This is a genomic window from Brevundimonas sp. SL161, assembly GCF_049896985.1.
Taxonomy (GTDB): domain Bacteria; phylum Pseudomonadota; class Alphaproteobacteria; order Caulobacterales; family Caulobacteraceae; genus Brevundimonas.
In genome coordinates this window covers 24,237-31,301 of sequence record NZ_JAFCVJ010000028.1, presented here as the reverse complement: position 1 = coordinate 31,301, position 7,065 = coordinate 24,237, and the positions used below count along the sequence as shown (strand labels likewise).

Sequence of the window (7,065 nt, the reverse complement as noted above, 5' to 3'; positions counted from 1 at the left end):
AAGTGCGGCCTGAGCCGCTCCATCTGCTCGTCCGTCAGCCAATAAAGGTCGCTCATATCCAAACTCCTCGCAGAGCCTGAATCAGATCGAGCGCATCACATCAATGGGTCCTGAGCCTACGGCCAACCGAACAGCTGCTGATCGAAGGCGCGGTCCGCGTCGAGACCTACAGCGATTTCGGGGAGACCCTGAGCGGCAAGCTGGCGAGTTCATTTGCGGTGAAACCAACCGTCCGTCTGCGCGGTGCGGTCTCCAACAGCGTGCGCGCGCCCTTCCTCGGCCAGACGGCCTTCACCGATCGCACAGTCAATTTCGGCGCCGGCGGTACCTTGGCCAGCACCCGGACCCTCTCAGTCTCTGACCCCCTCGCTCGGTTATTGGGGGCCGAGGATCTGCGCGAGGAGCGAACCTTGAACTTGTCCGCCGGGGTGACGGCCGAACCGGTCGCCGGCCTGACCCTGTCGCTGGACGCCTTCCGTATCCAGGTCGACGACCGCATCACTCTGTCGGACCGGTTCTTCGGCCCGGCGCTTGAGGCCTTAGTTCAGGCTCAGCCGGGTGGCGCAGGTCTGCAGTCCGTGCGCTTTTTCACCAATGCCGTGGACACCGAAACCACCGGTGTCGATGCCGTGGCCAACTGGCGCTTCCCGTTCAGCGCAGGACAGCTGACACTGGGGGCGGCATACAGCTATGCGGAGACGGAGATCACCGACCGCCGCGCCACCCCGGCGGCGCTCCTGGCGCTGGACCCTGCCTTCGCCCTGATCGGGGCCGAGGAGGTCAACACGCTGGAGGAGGCCGCGCCGCGCTGGAAGGCACTGCTCTCGGCGGAATGGACGGCCGATCGCTACTGGTTGATGGGGCGACTGAATGGCTACGGGTCGACGGTGCGGGTGTTCAATTTCGGCGGGGGTTTCGAACCCCGCCAACGATCTGGCGCCGAGACTAGCCTGGATCTGGAAGGCGGGTTGGACGTTACCGAGAGCCTGACGTGGACGGCGGGCGTTACCAATCTGCTGGACAACTATCCCGACCGGTCCGACCCAGCGATCAACTATTTCGGCAACCTGCCCTGGGACGTTCTGTCTCCGGTCGGGATCAATGGCCGTTACCTTTACTCCCGACTGACGGCGAGGTTCTGAGCATGACCCATCTCAATAGACGCGGCCTGATCGCGGGCGGGGCGGGACTGACGGTCAGCGTGGCGGCGGGGTCTGTCATGGCGCAGAGCGTGACGCGCTTCGCTGGTCGGCAGGCCGGACGTGCCGTTGCCGATCACGCCGCCCTCGACGCCCTGCTGTCGTGCCGGGCCCGCAACTCCCGCGACGGCGTGGTGCGGGTCGACTACGCCGGCTGGCTCGCATCCAGTGCCGACCGGCCGGCGCTGGGTCGCTATATCGACACCCTATCAGTGCTGGATCCGCTGACCCTGACCCGGCCTGAACAGTTCGCCTACTGGGCCAATCTCTACAATGCCGCGACGATCCGCGTGGTGCTGGACGCCTGGCCAGTCCGGTCGATCCGCGACATTCGCTCGTCCCTGCTGGTCGCAGGGCCGTGGAAGAAGACGGTCGTCCGGGTCGGCGGGGTCGACCTGTCGCTGAATGACATCGAGCATGAAATCCTGCGCAAGGGCTGGTCTGATCCGCGCGTGCACTATGCGGTTAACTGCGCCTCGTTCAGTTGTCCCAACCTGCTGCTGCGCGCCTGGCGGGGCGCGGGCCTCGGGGCGGGGCTGGACGCCTCCGCACGCGGCTATGTCAATCATTCACGTGGGGTCGATTTTAACGGGTCGTCGCTGACCGTGTCCTCGATCTACAAATGGTATGCTGCCGACTTCGGCGGCACCGACGCCCGCGTCATCGCCCACCTCAGCCAGTATGCCGCCGCGCCGCTGGCCGCCCGGCTACGTCAGACCAGCCGCATCGCCGGCGACGACTACAACTGGGCGATAAACGCCACGACGGGAAGCTGATGAGCCGGATCAAACCCTATCTGCCGTTGCTGCTCCTCGCTGTCGTGGTCATCGGAGTGTTCGCCAGCGGCGTGACCCGCTACCTCAATATTGAGGCGCTGCAGACCCATGAGGCGGCCTTGCGCACCTTCGTCAGTGACAATCTGCTCCTCGCCCTGGCCACCTTCATCGCTGTCTATGCGGTGGCCACGGCGGTCAGCCTGCCAGGAGCCCTGATCATGACCCTGACCGGCGGCTACCTGTTCGGGCCCTGGGTCGGTGGCACGGCCACCGTGGTCGGAGCCACCCTCGGGGCCATCGCCGTCTTCTATGCCGTCCGCACCTCCCTGGGCGCCGCCATGCGCCGCCGGGGCGAGGCCTCGGGCGGCAAGCTGAAGGCGGTGATCGACGGCGTCGAGGCCGGAGCCTTCGGCTATATCCTGACCCTGCGACTGGTGCCGCTGGCCCCGTTCTGGCTGGTCAATATCGCGGCCGCTCTCGCCCATGCGCCGCTGCGCGCTTATGCGCTGGCGACCTTCCTCGGCATCATGCCGGCGACCTTCATCTACAGCGGCATCGGGGCCGGGATCGGTGAACTGATCGCACGCGGCGAGGCTCCGGACGCGGGCGTCATCTTCGAACCGAAAATCCTTCTGCCCCTAGTCGGCCTCGGCCTGCTCTCGCTCGGGGTCACGCTGTACCAGCGCCGCAGCGCCAAGACCGGAGACGCCCTGTGAGCGCGAAAACGCTCAAGGTTGACATGGCCGTCATCGGAGCCGGCTCGGGCGGTCTGTCGGTCGCGGCGGGTGCGGCGCAGTTGGGGCTTAGCGTCGTGCTGTTCGAAAAGGGCGAGATGGGCGGAGACTGCCTCAACTATGGCTGCGTCCCGTCTAAGGCCCTGATCGCCGCTGCCAGCGCCGCGCATGAGGCGCGTACGGCCGGAGGCCTCGGTGTCTCGTCCGGCGCGGTGACGGTCGACTTCGCCAAGGTAATGGCCCACGTCCACGCCGCCATCGCCGCCATCGCCCCCAATGACAGCCAGTCCCGCTTTGAGGGCTTCGGCATACAGGTCGTGCGCGAGGCCGCCCGCTTCGTCGATGACCGCACGCTTGCCAGCGACAGCGTCCGCGTCGAACCGCGCAAGATTGTCGTGGCGACGGGCTCCCGCGCCGCCGTGCCGCCTATCCCCGGCCTCGAAACCGTCCCCTATCTGACCAATGAGAGCCTGTTCGACCTGACCGAACTGCCGGAGCGTCTGATTGTGCTCGGCGGCGGCCCGATCGGCGTCGAACTGGGCCAGGCTTTCCGGCGACTGGGCTCGGAGGTGGTGATCATCGAGGCCGACGCCCTGCTGAGGCGCGAGGATCCCGAAGCCGCCGCCGTGGTTCTGGCCCAACTTCGCGCCGACGGCGTCGAGGTGATGGCCGGCTGCAAGGCGACGCAGGTCGAGGCCGGACCAACGCTGACGGTCGAGTGCGACGGCCGGACGCGCAAGATCTCGGGCAGCCATCTGCTGATCGCTGTCGGTCGCAAGCCTTCGTTGGACGGGCTCGATCTCGACAAGGCCGGGGTCACTACTGACCGCAACGGCATCGTCACGGACAAGTCCCTGCGCAGCAGTAACAAGCGGGTCTACGCCGTCGGCGACGCCGCGGGGCGCGGACAGTTCACCCATCTGGCCGGAGCGCATGCCTCGCTGTTGGTCCGACGGGCTGTCTTCGCCCTGCCGGTCAACGCCGATGGTCTTCGGGTTCCACGCGTCACCTATTGCGACCCGGAGCTGGCCTCGATCGGTCTCGGCGAGGCCGAGGCGCGCAAGACCCATGGCGAGGACATCCGCGTCGAGACCTTCGACTTTGCCGAGAATGATCGGGCGATCGCCGAGGGCGACACCCGCGGTTTCGGCAAGCTGATCACCACGAAGAAGGGCAAGGTTCTCGGGGTCACTCTCGTCGGCCGTCACGCCGGGGATCACATCCACCTTTGGTCGTTGGTGATGTCGGCGGGCCTGAAGCTTAGCCAACTAACCAGCATGATCGCCCCCTATCCGACCCGAGGCGAAATCGGCAAGCGGCTGGCTGGTCAGTGGTACACCCCCGCCCTGTTTTCGAGCCGGACCCGCAAACTGGTATCGATCCTGAAACGGTTCGCCTGAGCCGGGTTTGGCTCGTCAGCTCTGGTCCGCCTCTGCGCAGGCTTCCGGCATCCGCCGTCCGTGTGCGTCGGCAGCGTTTTCGGCGCCTGCTGTCGGTTGATTGTCGGCAGCCGTTCCGTTTCGACGACCGCGCTATCGTAAGGGTGAGGCCACCAGCAGTCAGCGATACTCCGGGTTGGGATGTTCGAACCGCTCACCCTTGTCCCAGGCGGTCTTCTGATTGCCATGGGCCGGAATGCCGCCAGCGTCCTTCAGCATCCGCGCCATATGCATCAGGTTCCAGGCCATGAAGGTGGTGTTGCGCTGGGTGAATTCATTGTCCAGCCCGACCTTGCCGTCGTCACCGTAGGATGGTCCGGGTCCCGCCTCGCCGATCCAGCCGGCATCGGCCTGGGGCGGGATCACATAGCCGAGGTGCTGAAGCGAATAGAGGATGTTCATGGCGCAGTGTTTGATGCCGTCCTCATTGCCAGTGACGATGCAGCCGCCGACCCGGCCGTAGTAGGCCCACTGGCCCTGGTCGTTCAGCCTGCCGGAATAGCCGTAAAGCCGCTCGATCACGCGGGTGCAGATCGACGACTTGTCGCCTAGCCAGATCGGCGTGCCGATGACGAGGATGTTGGCTGCCATTACCTGTTTCTGCACCGCCGGCCAGCCGTCGCTGTCCCAGCCGTGTTCGGTCATGTCGGGCTGCACGCCCGGCGGAATGTCCAGATCGGCGGCGCGCAGGGTGGTGATCTTGACCCCCTGGGCCTCCATGATGGCGATGGCGACGTCCATCAGGGTCTGGGTATGGGAGGTCTCGCTGGAGCGCTTCAGGCTGGTGTTGATAAAGACGGCGCTGACGTCATCGTAGTTCGTCATGATCATTCTCCGTTTGAAGGCGCCGGCGCGCGCATGCGCCGGACGAAGCCCAGGTCGAGGTAACGCTTCAGGCGAAGGGCCGGTCCCCCCAGCGACCAGAACTGGCCGCGCAACGCGAGGCCCCGGTCGTCGCCGAGGTCCATGATGGACAGCCATTTCCTTTGGGGACGATAGAGGCGCGCGGGTCGACCGTCCCCGAGCGCGGCAAGATTGCTCAGCATGATGGGAGCGGCTCGGACGCCGAACACGCCCGTCGCCGGCCGCTCATGGCCGTCGATCACGGCGCAGTCACCAACCGCGAATATTGCGGGGTCGTCGACGGACTGCATCGTGGGCCTCACGCGCAACCGGCCATCACCGTCCACGGGCAAGTTCAGATCGGCGATCAGAGATGGGGCGGCAAGCCCGGCGGCCAGGACCAGAAAATCGCAGGGACAGACTGTTCCGTCCGACATGTGGCAACCCCCCTTTGACCGTCCGACCACCACGCCGGTTTGGAAAATCACACCCCGTGCCGTCAGCGCCGCCAGGAGCCGGGTCCGGGCGGATGGTGGCAGGCTTGCCCCGGGCTCTGGCGCAATCACTGTCACATCGGGACGAACGCCATTTCGTTCCGCCAGACCACACAGGCTGGCTGCGATTTCCAGGGCGCTGTGCCCCCCCCCGGCGACCACGACACGCACCGTTTGGCGGTCCCGGGCCCACAACGTCTCAAGCCGGGCGCGCAACGCAAGAAGCGCGGCCAGAGGCTTGATGGGCCAGACGTCCTTTTGGGAGATCAGCCCATAGGGGTCCGACGCCACGCTGCCGATGTTCAGGGAGAGGCGATCGTAGGGCTTGGTCTCACCGCTTGCGACGGTGACAAGGCGGGCGGCGCGATCGATGCCGATAACCGGCTGCGGCAGATGACGAACGCCAAAGGCCGCAGCCAGGGCCGCGATATCGATCTCGGCCGCTTCAGGCTGGAGCGCACCGGAGAGAACGCCGCTGGCCAAACCAGAATACTGGAACCGGGGCGGGGCGATCAGGGTGACGTCCACGCCGGCAGTGCGCAAGCGACTGGCCTGTCGCAGCAGGTGCAGATGGGCGTGGCCGGCGCCGACCAGAACGAGCCGGCGACCGACCACTCAGGCTGTCCCGCGGATCGGATAGTCCTTGGCGATGAGGAACTTCAGCCCATGCAAAAGACCTTCGAGATCCGGTCTGGCGAATGGCGCGTTCGATACATCGACGATCTGGATCGCGCCCTGCGGGTTGATGACGAACAGGCCCGGTTCGGCGAAATCGCGGTCGGTTTCCTCAGGCGAGCGCGGCGACGAGACGTACAGGCCCAGTGTCCGCATCTGATCTGGTGTCAGGTCGTAACCGACCGGGAAGGTCCAACCCTCCTCGCCCGCCTCTTTGATGGCGCGCTCGCCGGGATCCGCAGACAATGCCGCGACCGCAATGCCCGCGTCGGCGAAGGCGGGCTGCAGAGACTCCAGTGTCTTCAGGTATTTGCGGCACAGGGGACAGTGGGCCCCGCGATAAACCACCAGAAGACGCCAGCCCTCCGTACCGGCCGGAGCGAGCATCCCGCCATCGGTCTGGCTCCACTCAAGGGCGGGGAAGGCGCTTCCGGCGGGGATGCGGGCAGGGTCGGTCATGCGGTCGGCTTTTGGCTTTGGCGCATCGCATCCACGGACAGAAGCCGATCATGGGTGCGAAGCAGGAACAGGGTGATACAGGCCGCCAGCATCGGCCAGGCGGCAAAGAAAAGCAGGTTGTCGAAACCGTCCAGGTACTGTTTCCAGGACGACAGGGTCGAAGCCCCGTGCATCAGCAGCACGGCCGCGTAGGAGAACCCACGCAAGGTACCGGTCACGAACAGGAGCACGATCAAGGCCTGGACGACGCCGAGGACGACGAACACCCCCGGTCCTAATGCGGGCAGGCCGTAGAAGTTCTCCAAGACCGCACCGCTGTGGGCCGGGTTGATGAATTTGTCTGCCGTCCACATCGACATCACCAGGCCAACGCCCAGCCTCAGCAGCAGGAGAGACAGATCGAGATTGCGAATGGTCGGGTTCATGGGCGCTCCACATCGGCCGAA

General features: G+C 65.9%; 8 protein-coding genes. 4 read left to right on the top strand and 4 right to left on the bottom strand.

Features of this window, described 5'->3' with window-relative positions; translation table 11 throughout:
• The first annotated feature begins 80 nt into the window (after positions 1-80).
• From ACP7AU_RS15025 to ACP7AU_RS15010, 4 genes are read left to right on the top strand one after another with little or no spacing between them, the layout of a single operon-like run.
• Positions 81-1,142: a TonB-dependent receptor plug domain-containing protein gene (locus ACP7AU_RS15025; RefSeq protein ID WP_426051931.1), complete on the top strand. Its 1,062-nt coding sequence runs from the start codon at positions 81-83 to the stop codon at positions 1,140-1,142.
• A gap of 2 nt (positions 1,143-1,144) precedes the next feature.
• The gene (locus ACP7AU_RS15020) at positions 1,145-1,975 is read left to right on the top strand and encodes a DUF547 domain-containing protein (RefSeq protein ID WP_426051930.1); all 831 of its coding nucleotides are present in this window, start codon (positions 1,145-1,147) and stop codon (positions 1,973-1,975) included.
• Positions 1,975-2,691 (top strand): TVP38/TMEM64 family protein, encoded by a 717-nt coding sequence (locus ACP7AU_RS15015; RefSeq protein ID WP_426051929.1) that lies wholly within the window; start codon positions 1,975-1,977, stop codon positions 2,689-2,691. Before ACP7AU_RS15020 ends, ACP7AU_RS15015 begins: the two co-directional genes overlap by 1 nt.
• Positions 2,688-4,109, top strand: a complete 1,422-nt coding sequence (locus tag ACP7AU_RS15010; RefSeq protein WP_426051928.1) for a dihydrolipoyl dehydrogenase family protein — start codon at positions 2,688-2,690, stop codon at positions 4,107-4,109. The genes ACP7AU_RS15015 and ACP7AU_RS15010 overlap by 4 nt, the downstream gene beginning before the upstream one ends.
• Positions 4,110-4,268: 159 nt before the next feature.
• Here ACP7AU_RS15010 and ACP7AU_RS15005 read toward each other — a convergent pair whose 3' ends face one another.
• The 4 genes from ACP7AU_RS15005 to ACP7AU_RS14990 are packed head-to-tail and all read right to left on the bottom strand — an operon-like array spanning position 4,269 to position 7,044.
• The gene (locus ACP7AU_RS15005) at positions 4,269-4,973 is read right to left on the bottom strand and encodes a flavodoxin family protein (protein ID WP_426051927.1); all 705 of its coding nucleotides are present in this window, start codon (positions 4,971-4,973) and stop codon (positions 4,269-4,271) included.
• Between the two features lie 2 nt (positions 4,974-4,975).
• The gene (locus ACP7AU_RS15000; protein WP_426051926.1) at positions 4,976-6,100 is read right to left on the bottom strand and encodes an NAD(P)/FAD-dependent oxidoreductase; all 1,125 of its coding nucleotides are present in this window, start codon (positions 6,098-6,100) and stop codon (positions 4,976-4,978) included.
• Positions 6,101-6,619 carry a redoxin domain-containing protein gene (locus ACP7AU_RS14995; protein WP_426051925.1) on the bottom strand — a complete coding sequence of 173 codons (519 nt, stop codon included), beginning with the start codon at positions 6,617-6,619 and terminating at the stop codon, positions 6,101-6,103.
• The gene (locus ACP7AU_RS14990; protein WP_426051924.1) at positions 6,616-7,044 is read right to left on the bottom strand and encodes a hypothetical protein; all 429 of its coding nucleotides are present in this window, start codon (positions 7,042-7,044) and stop codon (positions 6,616-6,618) included. Before ACP7AU_RS14990 ends, ACP7AU_RS14995 begins: the two co-directional genes overlap by 4 nt.
• Between the last annotated feature and the right edge of the window lie 21 nt (positions 7,045-7,065).